This window comes from Streptomyces sp. NPDC045695, from assembly GCF_056432025.1.
Genome location: NZ_JBWKJU010000029.1, coordinates 39112 through 65169 on the forward strand (window position 1 = coordinate 39112; position 26058 = coordinate 65169).

Consider the following 26058-nt stretch of genomic DNA (forward strand, 5'->3'; position numbering starts at 1 on the left):
GGTTGTTACTTGTTCGTAACTTGCCTGTACCTAGCGGTAACAAGCAGCCGCGTGTCACCTTTCCGATGCCACCGGCCGGCGGTACCCCCACTTCCCAGCCACGCGACGCAGTCGTCGCCGACGCAGTCGTCGCCGACTTCGGCGTGGCCGAACGCAGGAGTTCCGCAGTGATCGGATTCCGCAAGGTCAGCAAGGACCGGGGCCGCAGTCGTATGCGACGGCTGGCCGGTGCCGGGATGGTCCTCCCGCTCGCCGTCAGCGCTCTGCTGGCCGGCGGGGCCGGCACCTCCGCTGCCAGTCCGGGCACCGGCCCGACCGCCGTGGTGTCCATGGGCGACAGCTACATCTCCGGCGAGGCCGGCCGCTGGAAGGGCAACAGCCTGACCAACACCGGCAGTCGCGACGGGACCGACCGGGCCTGGATCACCGGAAGCACCTACGACCCCACCAAGGTGTACGGGACCACCGCGGGCGGATGTCACCGCTCCGACTCCGCCGAGGTGCGCAGCGCGGGCGCGATCGCCGACGTCGCGGTGAACCTCGCCTGTTCCGGGGCCACCTCCGACAACGTGTTCCGCTCCTCCAACGGCGGCGTCGCCTTCAAGGGCGAGGCCCCGCAGGCCGATCAGCTCGCCGCGGTGGCCGCGAGCCACAACGTCAAGGTCATCGCGCTGTCCATCGGCGGGAACGACCTGGGCTTCGCCGACATCATCAAGGAGTGCGCGCTCGACTTCACCCTCTGGTACTCCTACTGCTACGACGACCAGCAGTACGCCGTGGACCAGCGGATCGACGGCGTCATGGTCAAGGTCGGCAAGTCCGTCGACGAGATCCGCGCCGTGATGCGGGGCGCCGGGTACGCCGACTCCGCGTACCGGATCGTGCTGCAGTCCTACCCGTCGCCGATCCCGCGCGGCACGGAGAACCGGTACACGCAGAGCGACTGGAGCCGCCTCAACACCGGCGGATGCCCCTTCTGGAACCGGGACTCCGACTGGGCGCGGGACTCGCTGGTGCCGCAGATCGCGGGCCGCATCAAGGGCGTCGCCGCGGCCAAGGGCGTGCAGTTCCTGGACCTGCGGGACATGCTCCAGGGCCGCGAGGTGTGCGCCAAGGCGAGCAAGCAGGTGACGTCCACGGTCCCGGCCTCGGCGAAGACGAGCGAGTGGGCGCGCTGGATCGACAACAACGAGTCGCAGGGCCTGGTCCAGGAGTCCATGCACCCGAACTACTTCGGCCAGCTGGCCGCCGGGCGCTGCCTCTCCCTGGTCGTCGCCCAGAGCGCCACCTCCGGTTTCAGCTGCAAGAACACCGCCGGGGCGGACGAGAGCGGGATGTACCTGACGCCCCCGTCGTAGGGCGGGAACGCTTGGCAGGACGCACGCGTACGGCGGTGCGCACGCCACACCCGCAGTGGGTGGCGTGCACACCGCCGCACGGCGCCCGGGAACCGGGGCGGTACGCGGCGCGGGCGGCGGCCGGTCAGTGCACCAGCGCCGGGTCCGGGACGGCCGGCGAGGCCGCTCCCTTCTTCGCCCCGAGGTGGTTGAAGCCCAGGTTGAGCAGGATGGCCACGACGCAGCCGGTGCTGATCCCGGAATCGAGGACGACCAGGAGGTCCTTCGGGAAGGCGTGGTAGAAGTCCGGCGCGGCGATCGGGATCAGGCCGATGCCCACGGAGGCGGCGACGATCAGGGCGTTCTCGCCCTTCTCCATGGCCGCACCGGCCAGGGTCTGGATGCCGCTGGCGGCGACCGATCCGAAGAGGACGATGCCGGCGCCGCCGAGGACGGGCAGCGGGACCACGCCGATGACGGAGGCCGCCATCGGGCACAGGCCGAGCAGGATCAGGATGCCGCCGCCCGCGGCGACCACGAACCGGCTGCGCACCTTGGTCATGGCGACCAGCCCGATGTTCTGGGCGAACGCGCTGCACATGAATCCGTTGAACAGCGGGCTGATGGCGCTGCCGAGGGTGTCGGCGCGCAGGCCCCCCGCGATGGTCCTGGCGTCCGCCGGCCGGCCGACGATCTTCCCCAGCGCCAGGATGTCGGCGGTGGACTCGGTCATGCAGACGAGCATGACGATGCACATCGAGACGATCGCGGCGACCTGGAACTGCGGCAGGCCCAGGCTGAAGGGGGTCGGGAAGCCGACGACGGACGCGTTCTTGACGGCGTCGAAGCTGGTCATGCCGAGCGGGAGGGCGATGAGCGTGCCCGCGATCAGGCCGAGCAGGATGGATATCTGCTGGAGGAAGCCGCGCAGGAACTTGCGCATCAGCAGGACGATGACGAGGGTGACGGCGGCCATGCCGATGTTCTTCATCGAGCCGTAGTCGGTGGCGGTGCGGTTCCCGCCCTGCGACCAGTTGAAGGCGACGGGCAGGAGCGAGACGCCGATCAGGGTGATGACCGTGCCCGTGACGACCGGCGGGAAGAAGCGGACGAGCTTGCCGAAGTAGGGGGCGGCGAAGAAGCCGACGATTCCGGCGACGATGATCGCGCCGAAGATGACGGGGAGGGCGTCGTCCCCCTCCCCCTTCCCGATCGCGATCATCGGGGTCACCCCGGCGAAGGAAACGCCGTTGACGAAGGGGAGTTTGGCACCGATCTTCCAGAACCCGAGGGTCTGGAGGAGGGTGGCGAGGCCGGCGGTGAAGAGCGAGGCGCCCATCAGGAAGGCGGTCTCGGTGGCGGAGAGTCCGACGGCCGGGCCGACGATCATGGGCGGGGCCACGACACCCGCGTACATGGCGGCCACGTGCTGCAGGCCGCTCGTGAACATCTTCAGCGGGGGCAGGATCTCGTCGACCGGGTGTTTCTCCCCGGAGACCTGCGGTACTGCGACTGCGTCTTTGCGAAACCTGGGCGCCTGGGCCACGGCTTCCTCCGGTCGGGTAACACGTCGGCAGGGACGTGGGTGTCTTGGAGGTGGTGCGAAAGCGGAGCGAGTCGAGCGGTATGGAGTTGTGGCGGTATGGAGTTGTGGGTGGTGCGGATGCTTGTCCCAAGGGGTGCAGAAACGATTCGCCCAAACCGTTCCGCGTACGTTCGCGCGCAGGGCGGAGCCCATGGCGTCAGTCACCGTCCCCGGGGGCGCCTTCGGATCTCCTCGGGCGCTTCCCGGGAACGGCTGCCGCGGACCCCGCTCGGGTCCGCGGCCGCCGGCCGGAGGCCGTCCCCCCCGGCCGGACTTCTGGGGGTCCTCCCGGCGCAGCCAGGGGGAGATCAGCCCTGCGCGGTGATCCGCGCGAGGCGCTGGGCCTCTTCCCGGGTGGACACGGCGATGGCGTCCTCGTCGGCGAAGAGGAGGCGGTTGTCCTCGACGATCTGCTTGCCGTTGACGAACGACGCGGTCACCGGGGCGGCCGCACCGAAGACCAGCGCGGTGACCGGGTCGGCGATCGAGGAGTGCAGGAAGGTGCTCAGGTTCCACAGGACCAGGTCGGCGCACTTGCCGACCTCCAGCGAGCCGATGTTCGCGGCGCGGCCGAGGACCTGGGCGCCACCGTACGTACCCAGGCGCAGGGCCTGACGCGCGTTCAGGGCGCGCTCGCGGTGGACCGGGTTGAGGCGGTTGATCAGCAGCGCGTTGCGCAGCTCGGTGTGCAGCTCACCGGACTCGTTGGAGGCGGTGCCGTCCACGCCGAGGCCGACCGGGACGCCGGCGGCGAGCATGTCCGGTACGCGGGCGATGCCGGCGGCCAGACGGGCGTTGGAGGACGGGCAGTGCGCGACACCCGTCTTGGTACGGGCGAACGCGGCGATGTCGGAGTCGTTCATGTGGACGCTGTGCGCCATCCACACGTCCTCGCCGAGCCAGCCGGTCGACTCGAAGTAGTCGGTCGGGCCCATGCCGAACAGTTCCTTGCAGAACTGCTCCTCCTCGACGGTCTCGGAACCGTGCGTGTGCATGCGCACGCCCAGGCGGCGCGCCAGCTCGGCGCCCTGCTTCAGCAGCTCGGTGGAGACGGAGAAGGGGGAGCAGGGGGCGACGGCGACCTGGGTCATCGCGTCGAAGGAGGCGTCGTGGTACTTCTTCACGGTCGCCTCGGTGTCCGCGAGCGCACCCTCCAGGGTCTCCACCGCGTGGTCCGGCGGCAGGCCGCCGTCCTTCTCGCTGCGGTCCATGGAACCGCGGGCGAGGGTGAAGCGGACGCCCATCTCGGAGGCGGCGCGGATGATCGAGCCGGAGAGGTCGCCGGCGCCCTTCGGGTACACGTAGTGGTGGTCCATGGCGGTGGTGACACCGCCGCGGGCCATCGCGGCCAGGGAACCCTGGGCGGCCGTGTAGGCCATCTGCTCGTCGATGCGCGCCCACGTCGGGTACAGCGCGACGAGCCAGTTGAAGAGGTTGTGGTCGGTGGCCAGGCCGCGCGTGATCCACTGGTAGAAGTGGTGGTGCGTGTTGACCAGGCCGGGGGTCACGAGGTGTCCCGTGCCGTCGATGCGGCGGACCACGTTCTCGAGGTTCTCGGGGGCCTTGCCCGCGCCGATGGACTCGATCTTGTTGCCGGCGACGACCACGTGGCCCGAGGCGTACTCGGTGTCGTTCGCGTCGACGGTCGCAATCGCGCAGTTCTCGATGACGATGCGCTCGAGCGCGCTGTCAGGGGCTGCCGATGCTGCCATGGGACTTCCTCGTGCTTTCAGTGGCGGTGTGGGCACGGCAAGGCCCAGGAGATTTGAGTGCCGGAGCGGGGGCCTTGACAGCTGACAGTACTGCCGCCCCGTGGGGTGCGTCCGGGTGCCGATTCAGGAAGCTGAAGGTGTCGCGGCGTCCCGGGGCCACTGCGGTGCCCCGGGACGCGCGTGCCGCGTTCGGGCGGCGCTCTAGAGGTTGGTCATGTCCACGGGGATACGGGCGTCGACGCCGTCACGCAGGACCGTGGCCTCGATCAGGCCGTACGGACGGTCCGCGGCGAAGTACACCTCGTTGTCGTTCTTGAGGCCGAACGGCTCAAGGTCCACGAGGAAGTGGTGCTTGTTCGGAAGCGAGAAGCGGACCTCGTCGATCTCCGAACGGTGGTTGATGATGCGCGAACCCATCTGGTACAGGGTCTGCTGCAGCGAGAGGGAGTAGGTCTCCGCGAAGGCCTGGAGCATGTGCTTCCTGGTCTCGGCGTAGGACTTCTCCCAGTTGGGCATCCGCTGCTCGTCGTCCGACCAGTTGAAGCGCCAGCGGGCCGACACCTGGGTGGCCAGGATGCGGTCGTAGGCCTCCTTCAGCGTCGTGTACTTGTCCTTCACGTAGCCCCAGAACTCGGAGTTCGTGGAGTTCATGACGACGAGGTCCTTGAGGCCGGAGATGACCTCCCAGTTCTTGCCGTCGTACGTGATCTGGGTGACGCGGGTCTCCATGCCCTGGCGGACGAAGGAGTGGTTGACCTCGTCGGAGCCGATGAACTTGGAGTTGGCGTCCGAGGTGGCGATCCGGTCCCAGGCGTACTCCTCGATCCGGATGCGCGCCTTCTGGATCGGCTCCTGGCTGTTCACGAACCAGCGCGCCAGGTGGATGCCGAACTGCTCGGCGGACTCGATGCCGTGCTCCTTGGCGAACGCGTACACCGTGTTCTTGGTGGTGTCCGTCGGCAGGACGTTGGCGTTGGAGCCGGAGTAGTGGACGTCGTCCATGTCGCCGGAGAGGGCGACCGAGACGTTCAGGTCCTTGATGTGGTGGGTGTCGCCGTCCCGCGTGATCTTGACGACGCGGTTCTCTGCCTTGCCGTACTGGTTCTGGCCCAGAATCGTGGCCATGCTAGCTCCCTCGGTAAACGGAGTAGCCGAACGGGTTGAGCAGCAGCGGTACGTGGTAATGCTCGCCGGGAGTGACCGCGAACGTGATCGTCACTTCCGGGAAAAACGCACCGCTGTCCCTTACGCGGGGGGCGTCCTGCTGCGCCTCGGCTTGCTGATCGGAACTGTGCTTGTGAAAGAAGTACGTCTCGGTCTCGAAGTCGAGACGCACGTGGGTGGTGCCCTCCGGCAGCGCCGGCAGGTCCTTGCAGCGCCCGTCCGCATCAGTGGCGGAGCCGCCCAGGGCCGTCCACTCCCCGTTGAGGCCCGCACGGGCCGACAGGGAGACGGCGACGGACTCGGCGGGCTTGCCGATGCTGGTGTCCAGGATGTGCGTGGACACCGACGCGGTGGTCTCCGTGCTCATGCGCGGCTTCACTCTCCTTCGACGAGTCGGGTCAGGCGGATCTTGTTGATCTTGACGAGCTCACCGCGGGCGATCTCCCGCTCCTGCTGCGGCGAGTTGTCGATCCGGACCTTGACCGCGTCCCGCATGAACTCACCGGTCGCACCGGTGGCACAGATGAGGAAGACGTGGCCGAACTTCTTCTGGTAGGCCAGGTTCAGTTCGAGGAGCTCGTTCTTGAGCTCCTCCGAGGCACCGGCCATGCCGCGCTGCTCGCGGGCGGAGGTCGGGTCTCCCGGCTTCGGCCGGCCGATCGGCGCGTGGCCTCCCATGGCCTCGGCCAGGTCGTCCGCGGTGAGCTCCGCCATGGCGGCCTCATTCGCGGCGAACAGGGCCTCGGCGCTGGTGAAGGGGCGCTGGGCGAGCATCTTGCTCCCCCACGCCGAACTGGCGCAGACCTCGTGCAGCTCGGCCGTGGCCGCGCTGTCGTCCAAGGCGTTGAACCGGGTGAGACCCGGGGTCGGACTCGAAGTCACGGTAGGCCTCCGTGGCCTGTTGTTGCTTTGACGGGCTGCGCATAGCTAACGCCCTCCACCACACGGCGTCAACACTTTGTTGAAACTTCCCGTACACAAAAGCCGCCGCCCGGGTGAATTGGGCGGCGGCTCGTCGCTGTGGGTCAGGAAACGCTCACTCCGGGCTGCGCTTGGCGGACCCCTTCGCGGCGCCGGAGTCCCTGTTCAGGTAGTTGTAGACGGTGAAACGGCTGACGCCCAGGGCGCTCGCGACCGTTTCCACCCCGTGCCGCACCGAGAAGGCGCCTCGCGCCTCCAGTATCCGCACGACGTCCTGCTTGGTCTTGCGGTCGAGCTGCGCCAACGGTACGCCGTGGCGGCGCTCCAGGGCCGCAAGGATGTGGTCGAGCGAGTCCGAGAGCTGCGGCAGGCGCACGGCGAGCAGGTCCTGCCCCTCCCAGCTGAGGACGACGTCGTCGGGCTGCGCCAGGGCCGGATCCATCAGCTCCCCGCCCATGGCGTCCACCAGCGGCTTGACCGCGGCGACGAAGGGGTGGTCGCGGGGTTCGGTCATGGGGTGTCCTCCCCGATCACGTTGACCTGGAGCGAGACGCGCGTGGCTCCGGCCTCCAGGGAATCGCGCAGCAGCGCGCGCACCGCGTCCAGTACGCGCTCGGCCTCACCCTCGGCGGTGTTGCCGAACGGGCCGACGTCCACCGCGTCCAGCTGGGCCTTCTGGATGACCTCGCGGGCGGCCACGGCATGGGCAGGAGCCTCTTCGAGATCGAAGGGCTCGGTCGTGAACTCCACTCTCAATCGCACGCGGTCAAGCTACCCGGATGAAAAGCGGCGGCGCGAACGCGCCTCCTCGAGGGGCGGCGGTCGAGCGACGGGCGGGCGGGGTTTTCCGGGAGTCCGCACTTGACATCCGCGCGGAACCCCATGCAGTCTTCCATCAAGCAGAAACTAACTTCCGCAATACGGAAGGAGCGCACACCCCTCATGGGATACACGGACCAGCGCTTCGATGTGAACCTTTCGATCCTCTTCACGGAACTCCCGCTCCTGGAGCGTCCCGCGGCCGCCGCCGCGGCGGGCTTCACGGCGGTCGAGCTGTGGTGGCCCTGGATCGAGACCCCCACCCCCGCACAGGAGGAGCTCGACGCCCTCAAGAAGGCTCTTGAGGACGCCGGCACCCAGCTGGTGGGACTGAACTTCTACGCCGGCCAGCTGCCGGGCCCGGACCGCGGCGCGGTATCGGTTCCCGGTGAGGAGTCGGAGCGCTTCAACGCCAACATCAACGTGGCCGCCGACTTCGCGGCCTCGGTCGGCTGCAAGGCGCTGAACGCCCTCTACGGCAACCGCGTCGAAGGCGTGGACCCGGCCGTCCAGGACGAGCTCGCGCTGAAGAACCTGGTCGTGGCCGCTCAGGCCGCCGACCGCGTCGGCGCGATCCTCCTGATCGAGACCCTCAACAAGCCCGAGTCGCCGCTCTACCCCCTGGTGAGCGCCCCGGCGGGCATCGAGGTGGTGGACAAGGTCAACGAGGCCACCGGCCTCGGCAACGCCAAGTTCCTCCTCGACCTGTACCACCTGGCGATGAACGATGAGGACCTCTCCGGGGTCATCGAAAAGTACGCCGCCAAGACCGGGCACGTCCAGATCGCGGACAAGCCCGGACGCGGTGCCCCCGGCACCGGCGAGCTGCCCCTGGAGGAGCTGCTCGACCAGCTGAAGAAGGCCGGATACGAGGGCTACGTAGGCCTGGAGTACAAGGCCGCCGACGCTGCCGCGTCCTTCGCATGGCTGCCGGCCGAGGCCCGCGCCGCGAAGTAGGCGGACAAAGTCCAGGCGATCCGCCAGGCACGTCACGAACTTTTCGTACAAAGCATTAAGAGAAGGACCCTCATCATGAGCAACCCCACTGCGCTCCCGTCGATTGCGTGGATCGGACTCGGCATCATGGGCTCCCCCATGGCCGAGAACCTCCTCAAGGCCGGCTACTCGGTCACCGGCTTCACCCTGGAGCAGGACAAGCTGGACCGCCTGGCCGCCGCCGGCGGTACCGCGGCCGGCTCGATCGCCGAGGCGGTCAAGGAAGCCGACGTCATCATCACGATGGTGCCCGCCTCCCCGCAGGTCGAGGCCATCTCCTACGGTGAGAACGGCATCCTGGAGAACGCGAAGTCCGGCGCGCTGATCATCGACATGTCGTCGATCACGCCCCAGACCTCGATCGACCTCGCGAAGAACGCCGCCGAGAAGGGCATCCGCGTCATCGACGCCCCGGTGTCCGGCGGCGAGGCCGGCGCCATCGAGGCCGTCCTGTCGATCATGGTGGGTGGCGAGCAGGCCGACTTCGACGAGGCCCTGCCGGTCCTGGAGGCCCTCGGCAAGACCATCGTGCTCTGCGGTCCGCACGGTTCCGGCCAGACGGTGAAGGCCGCCAACCAGCTCATCGTCGCGGTGAACATCCAGGCGTGCGCCGAGGCCGTGGTGTTCCTGGAGAAGTCAGGCGTGAACCTCCAGGCCGCCCTGGACGTACTGAACGGTGGGCTCGCCGGTTCCACGGTCCTGACCCGCAAGAAGGACAACTTCCTGAACCGCGACTTCAAGCCCGGCTTCCGGATCGACCTGCACCACAAGGACATGGGCATCGTCACCGACGCCGCCCGCAACGTCGGTGCGGCCCTGCCGGTCGGCGCGGTCGTCGCCCAGCTGGTGGCCTCGCTGCGCGCCCAGGGTGACGGCGGCCTGGACCACTCGGCCCTGCTCCGCGCCGTCGAGCGCCTCTCCGGCGCGCAGGTCTGAGCCCGCGGCCCGCTCGCCGGGCCGCTCCTCCCCCTCACGGGGGCACCCCTCCCCCTCACGGGGGCCTGAGTTTCCGGATGGCGTCGGTGCTGACACCTGTCCTGTCGCGCCCAAGTGCCGACGCCGTCCGGATTACCTCTCCTCAACTTCGTTCAACAAACTGTTGACGTTTAGTTCGTGCCGAAATTAGGCTCCGCATGACGGAAGACACTTTCCGTCAGCAGTTACCCGTACGGAAGGTCACCATGTCGAAGCGCACGCTGACGACCGAGTCCGGCGCCCCGGTCGCCGACAATCAGAACTCCGCCACCGCCGGCGTCGGTGGCCCGCTCCTGATCCAGGACCAGCAGCTCCTGGAGAAGCTCGCCCGCTTCAACCGCGAGCGCATCCCGGAGCGCGTGGTGCACGCCCGCGGCTCGGCCGCGTACGGCTACTTCGAGGTGACCGACGACGTCACCGCGTACACCAGCGCCGCGTTCCTGGACACGGTCGGCAAGAAGACCGAGACCTTCCTGCGGTTCTCCACCGTCGCGGACTCCCTCGGTGGCGCGGACGCCGTCCGCGACCCGCGCGGCTTCGCGCTGAAGTTCTACACCGAAGAGGGCAACTACGACCTCGTCGGCAACAACACCCCGGTGTTCTTCATCAAGGACCCGATCAAGTTCCCCGACTTCATCCACTCCCAGAAGCGCGACCCCTTCACGGGCAAGCAGGAGCCGGACAACGTCTGGGACTTCTGGGCGCACGCCCCCGAGGCGACGCACCAGATCACCTGGCTGATGGGTGACCGCGGTATACCGGCGTCGTACCGTCACATGAACGGCTACGGCTCCCACACCTACCAGTGGACCAACGCCCGGGGCGAGGCCTTCTTCGTCAAGTACCACTTCAAGACGAACCAGGGCATCCGCTGCCTGTCCTCCGAGCAGGCCGCCGAGCTCGTCGGCAAGGACGCCAACTCGCACCAGACCGACCTGCTCCAGGCCATCGAGCGCGGTGTGAACCCGTCGTGGACCCTGTACGTGCAGATCATGCCGGCCGCCGAGGCCGCGGACTACCGCTTCAACCCGTTCGACCTCACCAAGGTGTGGCCGCACGCCGACTACCCGCTGCAGCGCGTGGGCCGTCTGGTCCTCGACCGCAACCCGGACAACGTCTTCGCCGAGGTCGAGCAGTCCGCCTTCTCCCCGAACAACTTCGTCCCGGGCATCACCGCCTCGCCGGACAAGATGCTCCAGGGCCGTCTCTTCGCGTACGCCGACGCCCAGCGCTACCGCCTGGGTGTGAACCACACCCAGCTGCCGGTCAACGCCCCGAAGGCGACGAAGGCCGACAACTACGGCCGCGACGGCGTCATGGCGCTGCGCAACGGCTCGCGCCACGACAAGAACTACGAGCCCAACTCGTACCAGGGTCCGGCCGAGACCGGTCTGGCGCTGGGCGCCCCGAAGGCCGTCTCCGGCTACACGGGCACCCACGAGGCCCCGGCCCACACCAAGGACGACGACTTCTTCCAGGCCGGTGAGCTCTACCGCCTGATGTCGGAGGCCGAGAAGCAGCGTCTGGTGGCGAACATCGCCGGCGGCCTGTCCCAGGTCACCCTGGAAGACGTCATCGAGAAGAACCTGGCTCACTTCCACGCCGCCGACGCCGACTACGGCAAGCGCGTCGAGGAGGCCGTCCGCGCCCTGCGCGACGCCTGAGCCGCACAGCTGTACCGGGGGCCTGACGGGAGGTCAGGCCCCGGGTGCTGGCCCGAGCTGCTTGCCCGGATGAGGGGTGGTACGCAGTGAGGGCAGACTGCGCCAGCTTATGCGGCTGGCGCCGCGTGAGGACCGTGGTGGGCGTGCGAGCCAGTGCGGTGGTAATGGGTTCCGAGGCCCGTCTCTTGACCTGAGGGAGACGGCGCCGGAGTTCTCGTCGCCCGCCCACCACGGTCCCAGCCATCCTCTTCCCGCGGGGGCCGCGCACAGAGTCCCCCGGGGGTACGAGGACCTCCTACTCCGCCCGGCGGCGCGAACGTCCTGTCGCGCCAGCCTCGCTCCGTCGGGCGGAACCAACCAGAGCGCCGAGTCACGGACGGTCCCGTGACTCGGCGCTTTGTCGTTTCGGGGTACCGGGGAGAGGGTGAGGACTGACCCGCCAGACGCCCCCTAGGCGGCCACCGCGTCGGCGAAGACGTCGGGGTTGTCGAACATGATGTTGTGGCCGGCGCCGGGGACGGTCACGACGTCCACGCCGGCGGCCCGGAGCCCGTCCGCGCCGGGCAGGTCGCCGCTGAGCTCGCCCTGCAGGTAGACGCGCGGGACGCGCGCGTGGACGAACATGTCCCGCATCACGGGCTCGGTGCCCCATACCAGGTGGGTGGCGGAGCGGTGCAGGGCGAGTGGATCGGCCAGGCGCATGGTGGCCGCCCAGGCCGGGCCGACGCGCTCAAGGGCGCGGGCGAAGCCCCCGCCCCGTACAAACTCCTCCTCCGTGTACGACGCGATGCCGCTGCTGCCGGCCGTCGGCTCCGGAAACGCGTCGAGGTTGCCCTCGGTGACGACGAGCCGTCCCACCAGATCGGGCCTGCGGTGGGCCAGAACGATCGCGACCGCACCGCCCATGCTGTGTCCGGCGATCACCCCGCCGCGCACCCGGGCCGCGTCGAGCGCGGCGGCCAGGGCGTCGGCGTGGTCTTCGAGCCGGTAGTCGAAGTCGGCGGGCCGGTCGCTGATGCCATGCCCCGGCAGGTCGACGAAGAGGACACGTCGGCCGGCGAGTTCGGGGCGGGCCGCGATGTGCGCGTGGTAGACGGTCGACGCGGCCCCGAGGCCGTGCACGAACACGACCGCGGGGTCCTCGCCGGCCGCCTCGGTCCATCGGATGACGCTGCCCCGCTCGTCGAATCGTGCCTCGCGCACCGTGCACACCCCTCTCGTATACCTCGCCGCCACAGTACTACGTCGACGTAGTACTGCGACAGCGTCCTCCTGCGAGAGAATGCGGGCATGCTGGAACTGTCCATCCTCGGCTTCCTCTACGAGGCCCCGCTGCACGGCTACGAGCTGCGCAAACGCATCACCGCCCTCACCGGCCACGTACGCCCGGTGGGCGAGTCGACCATCTACCCGGCCATCAAGCGCCTGGAGAGGGCCGGCCTGCTGGTACGCGAGACCCGGCCCGGCCCGGCCGCCGCGCCCCGCCAGGTCCTCACCCTCACCCCCACCGGCCGGGAGGAACTCAGGCGCCGTCTCGCCGACGCGGACGGCCCCGAAGTGACCGACGAGAACCGCTGGTTCACCCTCCTGGCCTTCCTGCGCCACCTCGACGACCCCGCCGCCCAAACCGCGGTCCTGCGCCGCCGCCTCGCCTTCCTGGAGGAACCCGCCAGCTTCTTCTACGACGGCGAGCGCCCCCTGCGCGCCGAAGAACTGGACGACCCGTTCCGCCGCGGCATCCTCACCATCGCCCGCGCCACCACCCGCACGGAACTCACCTGGCTCCGCGCCACCCTCACCGACCTGGAGAGCACCTAGGGGCGCCTTGTTAGCTCGTTGGCCGCCGCCCCAAACCGGCCGACGGCGGCCGTGGCCGCACGTTGATCGACCGGCGTCTGTATCTGCCCACGTCATCAAAGGCTGACCGCGAACGGTCCGGGGCCGCTGGCATCGACGGCACGGTTGCATTTCAGACGTAGCGGTGATGGCCATGTCTTCCACGTCATATCCACCGCCTATCACGACACCGTCGTCACCGGCTGGGTGATCGACCACCCCGTCCACAACCTGTTCCCGGGCTGCCCCGGCAGAAGTGGAAGCGCCGTTCCTACGGCGACGGCGCCCACGGCCCGCGCGCCTATGACTGGGGGCAGGTCGAGGTCCGCCCGCCCCTGGCACCGCGGGGACCGCCGGCACTGGGTCATCGCCCGCCGAAGCATCCGCCGCCCGGACCAGATCTCCTATTACGTCGCCTACTGCCCGGCCGGTATGGCCAGTGCCCGGTGGGAGTTCGAGGAATGCCTCCAAACCGCGAAACAGGAATGCGGCCTGGATGATTACCACGTCCGCCGCTACAAAGGCTGGCGCCGCCACATGACCCTCGCGATGGCCGCCCACGGCCTCACCGTCCTGCAGACCAGCCAACCAGACACCGGGAAAGCAGAAGGGGACCCCCCTCAACTCATACCCCTCACTCCCCCCGAGCTCCGACGCCTGATCCACCGACTCACCCGCCCCGCCCACGAACCGACCACGTCCTCCACTGGTCACACTGGCGGCGGCGTGAAGCCAACAAACCATTCCTGCTAGCACCGTTGCAGTACTAGCACCAGGCATCACGGTCGCGCAGGACGAGTTCGACAACGGCTTCGTTCTGAACGCTCTCAAGGTCGCGAACGTAGGGAGGGGTATTGGGGTCGTGGGTGCAGAAAGTTACGGAGGCCGTCAAGAGGTCGTCGTCGACACCGCCCAACGACAGGACGATGTAGGACCGCGTCTCCTGGTCACCGAACCGCTTCTCAGCCTCTCCGAGGCAAGCGAACGCGTACGCGAGGCAGCGCCTGAGGAGGGGACCCGTCCGCTCGGATTCTGTTACGGGGAGGTCGTAGCCGATCATGCCCCGCCCGTTGATCGACGTCTCCTCCTGGAGCACGTCGAAGTAGGACGCGGCGAAATCGGGAATCAGCCCCTTCAGCACGCGCGCTCCGTTGGGCGTGTATACCCAGCCTTCCTCCTTGACCTCGCGGAACATGGGCGGGACGTCCTGGTCCGTGAGCCCAACCGGGGGGTACTTCGTCAGGAGTTCCGCCATCTTCTGATTCACTCGCATGGTTATCATCCCTCCCCGAGAGCAGAGAGGCCCTTTCTGATCGCTCCGACAAACCCCGGAGTGTTTCCTGCAGCCTTCTGGATGGATCGCGGAAGTCCGTCGAATTGCTGGGTTTCAAAATTATACTGAGACTTGGCGCCCTTGTTCGACTGGTGGGCCGGCCACCGCCCGGCCCGTTACCGCCCCGCTCCCGCACCACCTTCACCAGCTTCACGAACCGCTCGATCCGCAAGCCCGTAAACGTCTCCACCCACAACGAGTCAGCCCTCAACACCCCATCCAGACAGGGGAAATGCCCGAACCGAAGCCTTCTGCAACACCCTTTACGAGCTCGTGCATGTTTGGCGGTGACCCGTCGAAAGGTGCAGGTCGGCCCGGCGCTCACTGTCGCTGACTGGCCCCGCGGGTGACGGTCTGCTGGTGTGAAAGGAGTCCGGCGACGGCTTGGATCGTGTCGCTCATGTGCTCGCGTCGGCCCAGGTGCCGGGCGAGGGCTCGCCAGTTCTTGAGGTGTGCGATGCCGTGCTCGACGCGGATACGCCGTGAGGAATGCGCCTTGCGCTGCCGCTCGTAGATCTCCTCGTACCACTCTGGCGGGTTCTTCTTGAACTTGCGGTGCGGTGGTGTCACGACACGGCCCCCGGTCTGAGCACCCAGCCCCTGATAGCCGGCGTCAGCGAGAACTTCCACGGCCGGGCCGTTGACCAGGTGCTTGACCAGGCCCAACTGCCGGGCATGGGTGATGTCGGCACAGCTTGCCGGCTGGGCTGGACTGCAGAACAACAACCCGCCAGCAGAGTCGGTGAGGACCATGGTCTTCACGGCGTTCTGCTTGTTCTTGCCGGAGATGAACTTCTCCCGGTCCCTGCGGCCTGCGGCTGGCCGCCGGACTCGGATCTCGGTGCCGTCGATGATTCCGGCCTCTCCGCTGGCGCCGAGGTGGTCGATGACCTGGGCCAGGGTGCGGAGCCGGATGCCGGTGGCGACGGTGCAGCCCCGCTCGGCGAGCAGTGGCCGCACCTCGCCGATCGCCCGGGTGACCGTGGAACGGTCGACGCCGAACCAGCAGGCCAGCACGTCATGAGTGGTTGCGTGGCGGAGATGGACGAGCGTGGCCAGGAGCCGGTCGATGAAGACCAGCCGGTGCTTTGCGCCGGCCCCGACGGCCCGCTTTCGCGGCCTGGACTCCAGTCCCGCCTGATGCCGTTCATGCCATAACGGACCCACCTCGGCGACGAGTTCCGCGATCACCTCGGCCCGCAGTCCTGTGATCCGCCGGTCGCTGACGATCGCTGCACGAGCCTCATTCCCCACCACACGAACATGATCAGGGATCAAGCTCCAGCATCGCACCGCCAACCATGCACGAGCTCGTTAGTACTGCAACGGTGTTTGCGGTGATGGTTTGTCGGCTTCTGGTGGTGTGTGGCCGCCTCGTCTGTAGGGGCTACCTGCCCCGGCCAAGGCAGGTCGACACGGGCTGCTGGCACGTGGAACGACCCCCGGCCCTCTCGGAGGAGGGGCGGGGGTCGTCGTGTGGGACAGGGCTACGCGGCTACGGGGTTACCGAGTGCCGGGCCTGCTGGGGCTGATCAGACCTGGAGGGCCTTGATCGCGGTCGGGGCGTGGCCCGGCTCGGTGGCGAGTTCCTCGAACTCGGTGACGTCGCTCATGTCGACCGTCTTGCTCATCGAGATGTTGGTGACGCGCTCCAGGATGGCCTCGACGACGACCGGGACCTGGAACTCCTGGGCCAGCTTCTTGGCCTGCTCGAAGGCGGCGCCCAGCTCCTCCGGGTCGGTGACGCGGATGGCCTTGACGCCCAGGCCCTCGGCGACCTTGACGTGGTCGACACCGTAGACACCCAGCTCGGGGGTGTTGATGTTCTCGAATTCGAGGTTGACCTCGAAGTTGATGCCCAGGCCGCCCTGCGCCTGACGGATCAGACCCAGGTAGGCGTTGTTCACCAGGACGTGGACGTAGGGGACCTTGTGCTGCGCGGCGACCGCGAGCTCCTCGATCATGAACTGGAAGTCGTAGTCGCCCGAGAGCGCGACGATCGGGGTCTCCGGGTCCGCGGTGGCGGCGCCGATCGCGGCCGGGATGGTCCAGCCGAGCGGGCCGGCCTGGCCGCAGTTGATCCAGTTGCGCGGCTTGTAGACGTGCAGCATCTGCGCGCCGGCGATCTGGGAGAGGCCGATGGTGGTGACGTAGCGCGTCTCCGGGCCGAAGGCCTTGTTCATCTCCTCGTACACGCGCTGCGGCTTCATCGGGATGTTCTCGAAGTGCGTGCGGCGCTGCAGCGTGGCCTTGCGCTCCTGGGCGGAGGCGGCCCAGGCGCTGAAGTCGGGCAGCTTGCCCTCGGCCTTGAGCTCCTTGGCGACCTCGATGAAGAGCTCCAGCGCGGCCTTGGCGTCGGAGGCGAAGCCGAAGTCCGGGGCGAAGATCTTGCCGATCTGGGTGGGCTCGATGTCGACGTGGACGAACTTGCGGCCCTTGGTGTAGGCGTCCAGGTTGTAACCGGTGTGACGGTTGGCCCAGCGGTTGCCGATGCCGAGGACGAAGTCCGACTCCAGGAAGGTCGCGTTGCCGTAGCGGTGCGAGGTCTGGACGCCGACCATGCCCGCGCTCAGCTCGTGGTCGTCCGGGATGGTGCCCCAGCCCATGAGGGTGGAGATGACCGGGACGCCGGTCAGCTCGGCGAACTCGACCAGCAGGTCGGAGGCGTCGGCGTTGATGATGCCGCCGCCGGAGACGATCAGCGGGCGCTCGGACTCCAGCAGGAACTGCAGGGCCTTCTCGGCCTGGGCGCGGTTGGCCGTCGGCTTGTAGACCGGCAGCGGCTGGTAGGTCGCCGGGTCGAACTCGATCTCGGTCAGCTGGACGTCGATCGGCAGGTCGATGAGGACCGGGCCGGGACGGCCGGAGCGCATCAGGTGGAAGGCCTGCTGGAAGACGCCGGGGACCTGCGCGGCCTCCAGGACGGTGGTGGCCGCCTTGGTGACCGGCTTGGCGATGGAGGCGATGTCGACGGCCTGGAAGTCCTCCTTGTGGAGCTTCGAGACCGGGGCCTGACCGGTGATGCACAGGATCGGGATGGAGTCCGCGATGGCCGAGTACAGGCCGGTGATCATGTCGGTGCCGGCGGGACCGGACGTACCGATGCAGACACCGATGTTGCCCGCCTTGGCACGGGTGTAGCCCTCGGCCATGTGCGAGGCGCCCTCGACGTGGCGGGCCAGCGTGTGGTTGATGCCGCCCACGTTCTTGAGCTCCCGGTAGAACGGGTTGATCGCAGCGCCGGGCACGCCGAACGCTTGCGAAACGCCCTCGATCTTGAGGATCTCCACTGCAGCGGCGGCGGCTGTCATACGGGGCATCGAGTTCTCCTGCGGGTCTGGCGGTCAGGCTTTTCCGTAATCCGGAAGTTTTGTTCTGCTATACGGAACAAGCTATGCGGGGCGCTCCCTCTCGTCAAGGCAGTGGGGGACCCCCGAAGCCACCAAAAGCCGCGTCTCGGCCTGTCGGTTGCACAAATGACCGGGGCGATGACCCGAAATGGCGTGCGCTCTCGCCCAGGCGGTCGCCGGTGGTGGAGCATGGACCCACGCACAGCGACGGAGGGGGTCCAGGTCTCATGGCGGAAGCGGTACCGGTGCGCTGCCCGGCGTGCCTGCGCGAGAACGGCTACACCGCACCGGTCTTCCCGTGCGCCTGCGGGAGCCCGGTCCATCCCCCGCTGGATCTGGCGGCGCCTCCGCTGCCGCTGACCCACCGCACCTGGTCGGACACCTGGGTGGCGGTGCGGTGCCCAGCCTGCGGGCGGGAGAGCGAATGGCCGCACCCGGAGGTGGGGTGCGGATCCTGCGGGACGGTGGTGCGCCTTCCCGTGCACCCGCTGGAGCAGCAGGAGGGGCCGGCCGATCCGACGGGCCCGGCCGGTCTGACGGGCCCGTCCGCCGGCTCGGCGACCGCCGCGGCCGCCACGGCCCCGCCCGGACAGGACCCGCAGGACCCGCAGGACCGCAGGGACCGGCCCGTCACTGGCCCGGACGCGGGCTCCACCCCCGCGCCGCACATACCGCTGCCGCCGACCGCGTCCGTGCCGCGGCCCGCGTTCCGGCCGGTGACCATCCGTACCGCCCGCGACGCGGTGGCCACGGCCGCGCTGTACCTGCGCTGGCTCGGCTTCCAGGACGTACGGCAGCCCGACGGGCGCCCGATCCCCTCGGCCGCCGTGGACCTGCGGGCTCCGGGGCTGGTCGCGCAGGTGGACCCGACCACCGCGCCGGCCGGACTGCGGGCGGTGGAGTGCGTCTGGCTGAACGGACTCACAGCCTCCGCGACCAGCGTCTACTTCGCGCTCGCCGGGTACACCGAGGACGCCCGCACGCGCGCGGACGATCTGGGGATACCGCTGTTCGTCATGGACCTGACGGGCATGCCGCAGCCGGTCAACGACCCGGCGGACGAGCTGGTGGGGTCGGGGGCCTAATCTCGGGGGCGTTACTCACCGCTTGCCGAGGAGAGCCCGATGAGCCTGTACGACATTCCGCTGACCACCCTGTCCGACGAGCCCACCAGCCTGGCGGCTCACAAGGGCAAGGCGATACTGCTCGTGAACACCGCCTCGCAGTGCGGGCTCACCCCGCAGTACTCGGGACTGGCCCGCCTGCAGTTCAAGTACGAGGAGAAGGGCTTCACCGTCATCGGCGTGCCCTGCAACCAGTTCGGTGAGCAGGAGCCCGGCAACGCCGACGACATCCAGACCTTCTGCGCGGCCGGTTTCGGCGTCACCTTCCCGATCCTGGAGAAGTCCGAGGTCAACGGTGAGAACCGGCACCCGCTCTACCAGGAGCTGGTGAAGACCCCGGACGCGGAGGGCGAGGCGGGGGACATCCAGTGGAACTTCGAGAAGTTCCTGATCTCCCCCGCCGGTGAGGTCGTGGCGCGCTTCCGCCCGCGCACCGAGCCCGAGTCCCCCGAGGTCATCGCGGCGATCGAGGCGCACCTGCCCGCGTAAGGACGTCCCCGGGGGCCCCGTACCGCTCGGCCTCAGAGCAGGTCGGCCTCGTGGTACTCCCCCGCCGAGCCGGCCGCGGTCAGCTCCCGGAGTTCCACCCGCCGGATCTTTCCGGACACGGTCTTCGGGAGCGCGGCGAACTCGATGCGGCGGATCCTCTTGTACGGGGCCAGCACCGCGCGGGAGTGCTCGAACAGCACCCGGGCCGTCTCCGGACCGGGCTCCCAGCCGCCCGCGAGCGTGACGTACGCCTTGGGGACCGCCAGCCGCAGCTCGTCCGGGGCCGGCACCACGGCGGCCTCGGCGACCGCCTCGTGCTCCAGCAGGGCGCTCTCCAGCTCGAACGGGCTGATCTTGTAGTCGGAGGCCTTGAAGACGTCGTCGGAGCGCCCGATGTAGGTGAGGTACCCGTCGGCGTCGCGGGCGGCGATGTCGCCGGTGCGGTAGAGCCCGTCGGCCATGGCCTCGGCGGTGCGCTCCGGGTCGTCGCGGTAGCCGGTCGTCACGCCCGCGGGCCGGGTGCGCAGGTCCACGCAGAGTTCGCCCTCGTCAGGAGACTCCTTGCCGGTGACCGGGTCCAGCAGGACGATCTGGTAGCCGGGCGCGGGGCGGCCCATGGAACCGGGCTTGACGGGCACGCCGGGGAAGTTGCCGACCTGGAGGGTGGTCTCGGTCTGGCCGAAGCCGTCTCGGATGGTGATGCCCCAGGCCTCGCGGACCTTCTCGATGACCTCCGGGTTGAGGGGCTCCCCGGCGGCGACCGCTTCGCGCGGGGGGCGGACGAGCCGGGTGAGGTCGGACTGGATCAGCATCCGCCACACGGTGGGCGGGGCGCAGAAGGTGGTCACGCCGTGCCGGTCCATCTCGGCCATCAGCCGCTCGGCGTCGAAGCGGGTGTAGTTGTGGACGAAGACGGTGGCGCCGGCGTTCCAGGGGGCGAAGAGGTTGGACCAGGCGTGCTTGGCCCAGCCGGGCGAGGCGATGTTGAGGTGGACGTCGCCGGGGCGCAGCCCGAGCCAGTACATGGTGGAGAGGTGCCCGATGGGGTACGAGGCGTGCGTGTGCTCGACGAGCTTGGGGCGGGCGGTGGTACCGGAGGTGAAGTACAGCATCAGCGGGTCGGTGGCGAGCGTCTCCCCGTCCGGGCTGAAGGAACGGTCAGCCGCCTCGTGCATGTCCGCCAGCCGCCGCCAGCCGAACGGGGCCTGCGGCCCGGCGGCGATCCGGGTGTAGTCGCCCGGCACCTCGTCGAACTTGGCCGTGTCCTCGGCACGCGCGATGACGTGGCGGACGCGGCCTCGCTCCACCCGGTCGCGCAGGTCGGCCGGGCCGAGCAGCGGGGTCGCGGGGATGACGACGGCGCGCAGTTTCATCGCGCCGAGCATCACCTCCCACAGCTCGCGCTGGTTGCCGAGCATGACGAGGATCCGGTCGCCGGGCGCGACGCCCTGCTCGCGCAGCCAGTGGGCGGCCGCGTCGGACCGTACGGCGAGCTCCGCGAAGGTGACGCCCTCGCTCGTGCCGTCCTCCTCGACGATGCGCAGGGCGTCCGCGTCGTTGCCGGCGGCCAGGTGGTCGAACCAGTCCAGGGCCCAGTTGAAGTGGCGGGGGCGGGGCCAGGTGAATCCGGAGTGGGCGGCTTCGTAGTCACCGCGGCGTTCCAACAGGAAGTCCCGCGCGGCCAGGAACTGGGCGGTGGCGCTGTGCTGCGTGCTGTCGGTCGTCATGGCAGGCATCGTGCCGCGTCCGGTCCGGGGACCACCAGAGCGGCGTCAGCCGCGGATTGACCCGAAGCGGACGGAAACCCTGTCTGCGTGTTCACCTGCGCCCGTGTCCGTGTCCGTGTCCGTGTCCGTGTCCGCGCCCTCGGCCCCGCCCTTGGCCCCGCCCATGTCGGAGGCCATCCGCTCCCCCTCGGCGACCACCTCCTCGCGCTGCGCCGGCGAGAGGTCGCCGAACAGCTCGACGGTGAGCACGTCCCCCTTCAGCTTCCACAGGCCGGCGAGGAACCCGTCGACGAGGAGCGTGCAATGGGCCTGGTTCCCGGTCCAGGCACGCCCCTTGGCGGCGGGGGCGATCACGCGGGTGCGGTCGGCGTGCGCGAGCAGGACGTTGTCGAATTCGGGGAGGAAGCGGGGCGGCGCCGGGGTGTCCGGGTCGGGCCGGGGCGCGTCGGGAAGGTCGAAGAGTTCCACGCCGTTCTGGTCGCGGAAGGCGATCAGCCCGGGCCGCAGCCTCTCGAAGGCCTCCCGCAGCCGGGTGAGCCCCGCCCAGACCTGCATGTCCTTGACGGATGCGGGCCCGAAGGCGGCGAGGTACCGCCGTACGACCTCGTCCACCGGCTGCGCCGTGCCCGCCTCCTGCCCCAGCCAGCTCTCCACGGTGGTCAGCCTGACCTGCCCGCTGCGCCCCCACACCCCGCGCGGGGTGACCTGCACCAGCGGCAGCCGGCAGCGCGCGGCGACGGAGAGGGACTGCGGGTCGGCGCCGGGCCACTCTAGGAGCAGTTCCTCCCGGATCTCGGCCATGGTGCGCGGCTCGGCCTCGACGAACGCGCGGGCACGTTGCGCCAGCCGGTCCAGGTCCACCCCGGCGAGCCCCTTGCGGAAGTAGGTGACCTCGCGCTCGCGGGCGGGCTGAACGAGCGGACGCAGAGTGAGCGCGTCGTGCGCGGTGTGGGTGTGGATGGTGGAACGCATGGTGACCATCCGGACCACCTCACGGGACTCCATGAGCCCGGCCAGCTCGGCGGGGCGGAAACCGGCGAGCCGCGCGTGGAGCTGGAAGTAGGGCGGCTTGACGTTCTGCGCCTGCAGCCCGAGCAGGTGGGCCACGGCGTCCCGCGCGGACATCTCGGCACGGCTCAGCAGGAGCTGGCGGGCGAGGGTGGCACGGTTGAGAGCGCGGGTGTCGAGTACGGGATGCGTCGGGTGCGTCGTCCTGAAGGCCATGACAGCAAGCTAGCCCTCCTTGCGGACAGGTTCTGTCCGCGACTGCGCCGCTCCGCCCCTTGAGCGCAGACCCCGACGGCCCACCGCCCGGACCGGAACCAGATAATGTCGTCCGGTCACGGACGGCAATCGGAGCGTCTGTTCAACTCAGGAGACCCACCCACATGACTGATCTGGACGCGCTGCGGGCAAGCCTTGCATCAGGTGAGCACGAGTTCGCCGACACCCTGGCCTTCGTCGCCGCGCACTACACCTATCAGCCGCAGGCGTTCCGCAACGGGGAACTGGAAAACGCCGCAGGCGAGAACGAGGGTTCCTGCAAGACGCTGGGACTGGCCCTGCTGGAAGGTCTGAGCGACGAAGAGGCGCTGTTGGCCTTCGGTGAGCACTATCGCAGTGTGCTGGTGACGCCGGACGACACGGATCACGGCAACATTCGCAACCTCATCGCCCACGGCCTGGCTGGGGTGAGCTTCGCCGGGCAACCGCTGACCCGCAAGAGCTGAACACCTGGTACGGGCCCCGCGACCGCATGCGGCTCAGCGGCACAGGGCGGTGTCCACGGTGCGTTCGAGTTTCCGTCGGCTCGCCTCGTCGGTGAGCTGCATGGTGACCGTGACGTTGGCGGCGCGGCCGTCGTCGGTGACGCCGCCGCGGCTCTCGTATCCCGGGAAACTGCCACCGTGGCCCCAGGAGAGGCCGCCGCACGGCAGCGGCCGGCTGACGAGTCCTAGTCCGTAGCGGGCGCCGGGGCCGAACGTCTCTTCGGCCGGGACGGTGGAGCGCATCTGGTCGAGTTGCTCCGCGGGCAGGAGGCGGCCGGCCAGGAGTGCGCCGAAGAAGCGGTTGAGGTCGGAGTTGGTGGAGACCATCTGGCCTGCCGCCCAGCCCCAGGAGGGGTCGATCTCCGTGATGTCGCGCAGCGGGGCGCCCGCCGATTCCCGGTAGTAGCCGTGGGGGTGGGGCTCCCGGATGCTCGCGTCAGCGGGGGCGGGGAAGTAGGTGTGGCGCAGCCCGATGCGGCGGACGATGCGCCGGTCGATCTCCTCGGCCAGGGGGCGGCCGGTGACCTCCTGGACGATCAGACCGGCGAGCACGTAGTTGGTGTTGCTGTACTTCCACCTCTTGCCGGGGTCGAAGTCGGCCGGGTGCCGCAGGGCCGTGGCGAGCAGTTCGCGGGGGTCGTAGTACCGGACGTCGTCCCCGAGGTAGTTGCTGTAGTTGGGGAGTCCGCTGGTCTGCTGGAGGAGCTGGCGGACGGTGATGTGACGTCCGTCGATCCCCTCCCCGCGGACGAGGCCGGGCAGGTAGGTGTCGACGTAGGCGTCCAGGTCCAGCCTCCGCTCCGCGACGAGCTGGAGGACGACGACGGCGACGAAGGTCTTGGTGTTGCTGCCGATCCGTACCTGCCCGTCGACGGGTACGGGGGCGCCGGTGGCCAGGTCGCCGACCCCCGCGGTGTACGTGCGGCTGCGGCCGTGACGGTCCTTGACGCTCGCCAGCGCGGCGGGCATCCCGTCGTCGCGCACCAGCGCGTTCAGGTGCTGCTGGACGGTGCCCGGCCGGACGGCGGAGGGGGCGGAGGGCTCGGAGGCGAAGGCGGGTGGGGCGAGGACGCCCAGTGTCAGGGCGCCGATGGCCAGCGCGGCCGCGGCGGGCACGGCACGTCGCCGCGCGCCCTGCCGCCGGCCGGGCGAGCGAAGCCCTTGTGGTGTCTGTGCAGGCATGGGTCAGCTCCTGAGAGGTCGTTGGGATCGCCGGGATCGCTGGAATCGTTGGGGTCGTTGGGGTCGTTCGGATCGTGGGGGCGTTCTACGGCCGGCCGCCGGGGCCCGGTCTATCCGCACAGGGCCTTGTCCACGGCGTCCTTCACGTGCTGCGCGGCCGCCTCGTCCTCCGGGATGGTGGTGACCGCGACGTTGGCGGCGCGCCCGTCGTCGGTGACGCCGCCCCGGGTCTCGAATCCGGCGATGTCGCCGCCGTGGCCCCAGTAGACGCCGCCGCACGACAGGGGCCTGCTCGTCAGCCCCAGCCCGTAGCGGAGCCCGGACGTCCCGGCGGGGACGGTCGTGCGCATCTCGGCGAGCTGGGCCTGCGGGAGGAGGCGGCCGGCGAGGAGCTCGGTGTAGAAGCGGTTGAGATCGGAGTTGGTGGAGATCAACTGGCCCGCGGCCCACCCTACGGAGGGGTCCATCTCCGTGAAGTCGCGCAGCGGTCCGTCCTGCGGGCTGCGGTGGTAGCCCTGGGGGTGCGGCTCGCGGATGGTCATGTCGCCGGGGGCGGGGAAGTAGGTGTGGCGCAGCCCGATGCGCTGGATGATGCGCCGGTCCATCTCTTCGGCGAGGGGGCGGCCGGTGATCTTCTGGACGAGCAGGCCGGCCACGATGTAGTTGGTGTTGCTGTAGCCCCACTTCTCCCCCGGAGCGGCGTCGGCCTTGTGCTGGAGGGCGAGGTCGAGGAGCTCGCGCGGCTCGAAGTACCGGTTCCTGATCTCTCCGTCGTCGACGTGGATGCCGTACTCGGGGAGTCCGCTGGTGTGCTGGAGGAGGTGGCGGACGGTGATGTTGCGTCCGTCGATCCCGTCTCCGCGGACGAGGCCGGGGAGGTGGGTGTCGATGTAGGTGTCGAGGCCGATCTTGCCTTCGGCGACCAGTTGCAGGACCACGACCGCGGTGAACGCCTTGGTGTTGCTGCCGATCCGTATCTGGCCGTCCCTCGGCACCTTGGCTCCGGTGGCCAGATCCCCTACTCCTGCGGTGTAGGTGCGGGTGCGGCCGCTGCGGTCCTTGACGCTGGCCAGCGCGGCGGGCAGCCCGTCGTCGCGCACCAGCGTGTCCAGGGCCCGCTGGACGGCGTCCGGCCGTGCGGCGGCAGAGGCGGCGGAGAAGGCGGAGACGGCGGAGGCGGAGGCCGAGGCGAAGGCGGTGGGCGGGGCGAGGATGCCCAGCGTCATGGCGCCGATGGCCACGGCGGCCGCGGCCGCGGCCGAACCACCTCGTCGCCGCCTGCCGCCGCCCTGCTGCCGGTTCGAGTGGCGACGGCCCCGCCGGCTCTGAGCACGCATGAGTCAACTCCTGGGAGTTCGTGGGCGTTTGGTTTCTGGGCACGATCCTGCTTCCCGAGGGCATGGGGCCGCATCGCGGAAAGGCGGGAGAAGACGCTCCCCCGATCGGGGGAGGCGGCCGGTGAACGGCCCCGCGATACTGGCGACCATGATCAGCAAAATCCGGCCGCTGCTGCGCGGCTCCACTTATGCGGGAGCGCTGTTCGCCTTTGGCGGCGCACTGGCGAGCCTTCCGCTGCTGCCTTTCGCCCTGGTGCCGGCCCTGTCGTGGCCCTCCGCCCCCGAGAGCGTGCAGATCCTCCTGGTCCTGCTGGTCTGGGCGGTACTGGTCGCCTTGGTCGGTCTGGCGCGTCCCGTACGGCGGGCGCTGGTCGTCTCCGCCCGCCGGCTGCTGCGGATGCCGCTGCCGGATCCGGTGGCCGGTCGCCGCGCTTCCGGTTCCTTCGCCCCCGACCGCTGGCGGACCCCGCTCTGGCTGGTCCTGCACGTGGCCGTCGGGTGGGCGGGGGCGCTGGCGAGCGGAGTGCTGTTCATCCTGGGCGTCTCCCTGCCGGGGAACTGGCTGGGCGGCGAGGCTCGGGCGACGCTGTGGGGCACGTCGGTCCGGGTGTCGGGCGGGTGGAGCTGGGTGGTGGCTGCCGTGTGCCTCCTGCTGGCGGCGGCCGTGTGCGTACTGGTGACGAAGGCCCTGCGGTGGTCGGCGCCACGGCTGCTGGGACCCTCGGCGGCCGAACGGCT

The 26058-nt window shown here is 69.5% G+C and carries 23 protein-coding genes and 3 pseudogenes; 10 read left to right on the forward strand and 16 right to left on the reverse strand.

Annotated elements, in window-relative coordinates; all coding sequences use genetic code 11:
* Nucleotides 1–212: 212 nt before the first annotated feature.
* Nucleotides 213–1358 carry a GDSL-type esterase/lipase family protein gene (locus tag AC07DU_RS31490; protein ID WP_479115193.1) on the forward strand — a complete coding sequence of 382 codons (1146 nt, stop codon included), beginning with the start codon at nucleotides 213–215 and terminating at the stop codon, nucleotides 1356–1358.
* 124 nt (nucleotides 1359–1482) lie between these two features.
* Here the strand turns inward: AC07DU_RS31490 and AC07DU_RS31495 are convergent, their stop codons facing one another.
* From AC07DU_RS31495 to AC07DU_RS31525, 7 genes are all read right to left on the reverse strand, one after another.
* Nucleotides 1483–2883: a nucleobase:cation symporter-2 family protein gene (locus AC07DU_RS31495; protein WP_360900900.1), complete on the reverse strand. Its 1401-nt coding sequence runs from the start codon at nucleotides 2881–2883 to the stop codon at nucleotides 1483–1485.
* Between the two features lie 347 nt (nucleotides 2884–3230).
* Nucleotides 3231–4634, reverse strand: a complete 1404-nt coding sequence (locus tag AC07DU_RS31500; protein ID WP_453372292.1) for an 8-oxoguanine deaminase — start codon at nucleotides 4632–4634, stop codon at nucleotides 3231–3233.
* 201 nt (nucleotides 4635–4835) lie between these two features.
* Complete coding sequence (gene pucL / locus AC07DU_RS31505) at nucleotides 4836–5759, reverse strand: factor-independent urate hydroxylase (RefSeq protein WP_360900894.1); 924 nt, start codon at nucleotides 5757–5759, stop codon at nucleotides 4836–4838.
* Nucleotide 5760: 1 nt separating this feature from the next.
* Complete coding sequence (gene uraH / locus AC07DU_RS31510) at nucleotides 5761–6165, reverse strand: hydroxyisourate hydrolase (protein WP_360900891.1); 405 nt, start codon at nucleotides 6163–6165, stop codon at nucleotides 5761–5763.
* Nucleotides 6166–6173: 8 nt separating this feature from the next.
* A complete protein-coding gene (uraD, locus tag AC07DU_RS31515; protein WP_479115167.1) occupies nucleotides 6174–6680 on the reverse strand; it encodes a 2-oxo-4-hydroxy-4-carboxy-5-ureidoimidazoline decarboxylase in 507 nt (168 codons plus the stop codon).
* Nucleotides 6681–6834: 154 nt separating this feature from the next.
* A complete protein-coding gene (locus tag AC07DU_RS31520; protein ID WP_360900885.1) occupies nucleotides 6835–7233 on the reverse strand; it encodes a helix-turn-helix domain-containing protein in 399 nt (132 codons plus the stop codon).
* Complete coding sequence (locus AC07DU_RS31525) at nucleotides 7230–7481, reverse strand: thiamine-binding protein (RefSeq protein ID WP_360900882.1); 252 nt, start codon at nucleotides 7479–7481, stop codon at nucleotides 7230–7232. Before AC07DU_RS31525 ends, AC07DU_RS31520 begins: the two co-directional genes overlap by 4 nt.
* A 180-nt stretch (nucleotides 7482–7661) precedes the next feature.
* Here AC07DU_RS31525 and AC07DU_RS31530 point away from each other — a divergent pair, with 180 nt between their 5' ends.
* The 3 genes from AC07DU_RS31530 (at nucleotide 7662) to AC07DU_RS31540 (ending at nucleotide 11173) form a co-directional block, all read left to right on the forward strand.
* Nucleotides 7662–8495 (forward strand): TIM barrel protein, encoded by an 834-nt coding sequence (locus tag AC07DU_RS31530; protein WP_479115169.1) that lies wholly within the window; start codon nucleotides 7662–7664, stop codon nucleotides 8493–8495.
* A 75-nt stretch (nucleotides 8496–8570) separates the two neighbouring features.
* Nucleotides 8571–9470, forward strand: a complete 900-nt coding sequence (locus AC07DU_RS31535) for a 2-hydroxy-3-oxopropionate reductase (protein ID WP_360900876.1) — start codon at nucleotides 8571–8573, stop codon at nucleotides 9468–9470.
* Nucleotides 9471–9715: 245 nt separating this feature from the next.
* The gene (locus AC07DU_RS31540; RefSeq protein WP_479115195.1) at nucleotides 9716–11173 is read left to right on the forward strand and encodes a catalase; all 1458 of its coding nucleotides are present in this window, start codon (nucleotides 9716–9718) and stop codon (nucleotides 11171–11173) included.
* Between the two features lie 450 nt (nucleotides 11174–11623).
* Here AC07DU_RS31540 and AC07DU_RS31545 read toward each other — a convergent pair whose 3' ends face one another.
* The gene (locus tag AC07DU_RS31545; RefSeq protein WP_479115171.1) at nucleotides 11624–12376 is read right to left on the reverse strand and encodes an alpha/beta fold hydrolase; all 753 of its coding nucleotides are present in this window, start codon (nucleotides 12374–12376) and stop codon (nucleotides 11624–11626) included.
* 87 nt (nucleotides 12377–12463) lie between these two features.
* On the opposite strand from AC07DU_RS31545, the gene AC07DU_RS31550 reads away from it, so the two are divergent.
* Together AC07DU_RS31550 and AC07DU_RS31555 are read left to right on the forward strand one after the other, a co-directional pair.
* Nucleotides 12464–12991 carry a PadR family transcriptional regulator gene (locus AC07DU_RS31550; protein WP_479115173.1) on the forward strand — a complete coding sequence of 176 codons (528 nt, stop codon included), beginning with the start codon at nucleotides 12464–12466 and terminating at the stop codon, nucleotides 12989–12991.
* Nucleotides 12992–13038: 47 nt separating this feature from the next.
* A pseudogene (locus tag AC07DU_RS31555) lies at nucleotides 13039–13670 on the forward strand (transposase family protein); the annotation flags it as partial.
* Between the two features lie 105 nt (nucleotides 13671–13775).
* Here AC07DU_RS31555 and AC07DU_RS31560 read toward each other — a convergent pair.
* The 4 genes and pseudogenes from AC07DU_RS31560 to gcl form a co-directional block, all read right to left on the reverse strand.
* Entirely contained in the window at nucleotides 13776–14264 is a 489-nt protein-coding gene (locus AC07DU_RS31560; protein ID WP_479115175.1) for a hypothetical protein, read from the reverse strand.
* Nucleotides 14265–14436: 172 nt separating this feature from the next.
* A pseudogene (locus tag AC07DU_RS31565) lies at nucleotides 14437–14565 on the reverse strand (IS5/IS1182 family transposase); the annotation flags it as partial.
* 98 nt (nucleotides 14566–14663) lie between these two features.
* Nucleotides 14664–15599 carry a transposase family protein gene (locus AC07DU_RS31570; RefSeq protein ID WP_479115177.1) on the reverse strand — a complete coding sequence of 312 codons (936 nt, stop codon included), beginning with the start codon at nucleotides 15597–15599 and terminating at the stop codon, nucleotides 14664–14666.
* A 275-nt stretch (nucleotides 15600–15874) separates the two neighbouring features.
* Nucleotides 15875–17662 carry a glyoxylate carboligase gene (gene gcl / locus AC07DU_RS31575; protein WP_479027991.1) on the reverse strand — a complete coding sequence of 596 codons (1788 nt, stop codon included), beginning with the start codon at nucleotides 17660–17662 and terminating at the stop codon, nucleotides 15875–15877.
* Nucleotides 17663–17919: 257 nt separating this feature from the next.
* Between gcl and AC07DU_RS31580 the strand changes: the two genes are divergently transcribed.
* Both AC07DU_RS31580 and AC07DU_RS31585 read left to right on the forward strand, forming a co-directional pair.
* Nucleotides 17920–18777, forward strand: coding sequence for a hypothetical protein (locus AC07DU_RS31580; protein ID WP_479115179.1), 858 nt, complete (start codon nucleotides 17920–17922; stop codon nucleotides 18775–18777).
* A 39-nt stretch (nucleotides 18778–18816) separates the two neighbouring features.
* A complete protein-coding gene (locus tag AC07DU_RS31585) occupies nucleotides 18817–19305 on the forward strand; it encodes a glutathione peroxidase (RefSeq protein ID WP_360900855.1) in 489 nt (162 codons plus the stop codon).
* Between the two features lie 32 nt (nucleotides 19306–19337).
* On the opposite strand, the gene AC07DU_RS31590 is transcribed toward AC07DU_RS31585, so the two are convergent.
* Both AC07DU_RS31590 and AC07DU_RS31595 read right to left on the reverse strand, forming a co-directional pair.
* On the reverse strand, nucleotides 19338–21032 hold the full coding sequence (locus AC07DU_RS31590) for an AMP-binding protein (protein WP_479115181.1): 1695 nt from the start codon (nucleotides 21030–21032) through the stop codon (nucleotides 19338–19340).
* A 45-nt stretch (nucleotides 21033–21077) separates the two neighbouring features.
* Nucleotides 21078–22256, reverse strand: coding sequence for a winged helix DNA-binding domain-containing protein (locus tag AC07DU_RS31595; RefSeq protein ID WP_479115183.1), 1179 nt, complete (start codon nucleotides 22254–22256; stop codon nucleotides 21078–21080).
* Between the two features lie 164 nt (nucleotides 22257–22420).
* Between AC07DU_RS31595 and AC07DU_RS31600 the strand changes: the two genes are divergently transcribed.
* Nucleotides 22421–22762: a HopJ type III effector protein gene (locus tag AC07DU_RS31600; protein WP_479115185.1), complete on the forward strand. Its 342-nt coding sequence runs from the start codon at nucleotides 22421–22423 to the stop codon at nucleotides 22760–22762.
* 33 nt (nucleotides 22763–22795) lie between these two features.
* Here the strand turns inward: AC07DU_RS31600 and AC07DU_RS31605 are convergent, their stop codons facing one another.
* Nucleotides 22796–23983 (reverse strand): serine hydrolase domain-containing protein, encoded by a 1188-nt coding sequence (locus AC07DU_RS31605; RefSeq protein WP_479115187.1) that lies wholly within the window; start codon nucleotides 23981–23983, stop codon nucleotides 22796–22798.
* Nucleotides 23984–24093: 110 nt separating this feature from the next.
* Nucleotides 24094–25320, reverse strand: coding sequence for a serine hydrolase domain-containing protein (locus tag AC07DU_RS31610; protein ID WP_479115189.1), 1227 nt, complete (start codon nucleotides 25318–25320; stop codon nucleotides 24094–24096).
* 148 nt (nucleotides 25321–25468) lie between these two features.
* On the opposite strand from AC07DU_RS31610, the pseudogene AC07DU_RS31615 reads away from it, so the two are divergent.
* Nucleotides 25469–26058: pseudogene (locus tag AC07DU_RS31615) on the forward strand (sensor histidine kinase); the annotation flags it as partial.

Coding starts and splice junctions, on each gene's coding strand:
- AC07DU_RS31530 (WP_479115169.1), top strand. CDS start 7,662: ATGGGATACACGGACCAGCGCTTCGATGTGAACCTTTCGATCCTCTTC.
- AC07DU_RS31600 (WP_479115185.1), top strand. CDS start 22,421: ATGACTGATCTGGACGCGCTGCGGGCAAGCCTTGCATCAGGTGAGCAC.
- AC07DU_RS31605 (WP_479115187.1), bottom strand. CDS start 23,983: ATGCCTGCACAGACACCACAAGGGCTTCGCTCGCCCGGCCGGCGGCAG.
- AC07DU_RS31560 (WP_479115175.1), bottom strand. CDS start 14,264: ATGGCGGAACTCCTGACGAAGTACCCCCCGGTTGGGCTCACGGACCAG.
- AC07DU_RS31585 (WP_360900855.1), top strand. CDS start 18,817: ATGAGCCTGTACGACATTCCGCTGACCACCCTGTCCGACGAGCCCACC.
- AC07DU_RS31520 (WP_360900885.1), bottom strand. CDS start 7,233: ATGACCGAACCCCGCGACCACCCCTTCGTCGCCGCGGTCAAGCCGCTG.
- AC07DU_RS31500 (WP_453372292.1), bottom strand. CDS start 4,634: ATGGCAGCATCGGCAGCCCCTGACAGCGCGCTCGAGCGCATCGTCATC.
- pucL (WP_360900894.1), bottom strand. CDS start 5,759: ATGGCCACGATTCTGGGCCAGAACCAGTACGGCAAGGCAGAGAACCGC.
- AC07DU_RS31540 (WP_479115195.1), top strand. CDS start 9,716: ATGTCGAAGCGCACGCTGACGACCGAGTCCGGCGCCCCGGTCGCCGAC.
- AC07DU_RS31490 (WP_479115193.1), top strand. CDS start 213: ATGCGACGGCTGGCCGGTGCCGGGATGGTCCTCCCGCTCGCCGTCAGC.
- AC07DU_RS31595 (WP_479115183.1), bottom strand. CDS start 22,256: ATGGCCTTCAGGACGACGCACCCGACGCATCCCGTACTCGACACCCGC.
- AC07DU_RS31550 (WP_479115173.1), top strand. CDS start 12,464: ATGCTGGAACTGTCCATCCTCGGCTTCCTCTACGAGGCCCCGCTGCAC.
- AC07DU_RS31610 (WP_479115189.1), bottom strand. CDS start 25,320: ATGCGTGCTCAGAGCCGGCGGGGCCGTCGCCACTCGAACCGGCAGCAG.
- uraH (WP_360900891.1), bottom strand. CDS start 6,165: ATGAGCACGGAGACCACCGCGTCGGTGTCCACGCACATCCTGGACACC.
- gcl (WP_479027991.1), bottom strand. CDS start 17,662: ATGCCCCGTATGACAGCCGCCGCCGCTGCAGTGGAGATCCTCAAGATC.
- AC07DU_RS31580 (WP_479115179.1), top strand. CDS start 17,920: ATGGCGGAAGCGGTACCGGTGCGCTGCCCGGCGTGCCTGCGCGAGAAC.
- AC07DU_RS31535 (WP_360900876.1), top strand. CDS start 8,571: ATGAGCAACCCCACTGCGCTCCCGTCGATTGCGTGGATCGGACTCGGC.
- AC07DU_RS31590 (WP_479115181.1), bottom strand. CDS start 21,032: ATGACGACCGACAGCACGCAGCACAGCGCCACCGCCCAGTTCCTGGCC.